At 53.0% G+C, this 542-nt stretch carries 1 rRNA gene; it reads left to right on the plus strand.

The annotated features are described in order from the left end of the window. A 16S ribosomal RNA gene (locus tag K5I40_RS23780) occupies nt 1–522 on the plus strand; the annotation flags it as partial. Nucleotides 523–542: the final 20 nt, after the last annotated feature.

The raw sequence follows: 542 nt of genomic DNA on the forward strand, positions 1-542 counted from the left end.
TTGGTGCCTTCGGGAACTCTGAGACAGGTGCTGCATGGCTGTCGTCAGCTCGTGTTGTGAAATGTTGGGTTAAGTCCCGCAACGAGCGCAACCCTTATCCTTTGTTGCCAGCGGTTAGGCCGGGAACTCAAAGGAGACTGCCAGTGATAAACTGGAGGAAGGTGGGGATGACGTCAAGTCATCATGGCCCTTACGAGTAGGGCTACACACGTGCTACAATGGCGCATACAAAGAGAAGCGACCTCGCGAGAGCAAGCGGACCTCATAAAGTGCGTCGTAGTCCGGATTGGAGTCTGCAACTCGACTCCATGAAGTCGGAATCGCTAGTAATCGTAGATCAGAATGCTACGGTGAATACGTTCCCGGGCCTTGTACACACCGCCCGTCACACCATGGGAGTGGGTTGCAAAAGAAGTAGGTAGCTTAACCTTCGGGAGGGCGCTTACCACTTTGTGATTCATGACTGGGGTGAAGTCGTAACAAGGTAACCGTAGGGGAACCTGCGGTTGGATCACCTCCTTACCTTAAAGAACCTGCCTTTG

Origin of the sequence: Leclercia sp. LTM14, assembly GCF_023736175.1 — a bacterium.
GTDB classification, from domain to species: domain Bacteria; phylum Pseudomonadota; class Gammaproteobacteria; order Enterobacterales; family Enterobacteriaceae; genus Enterobacter; species Enterobacter barmai.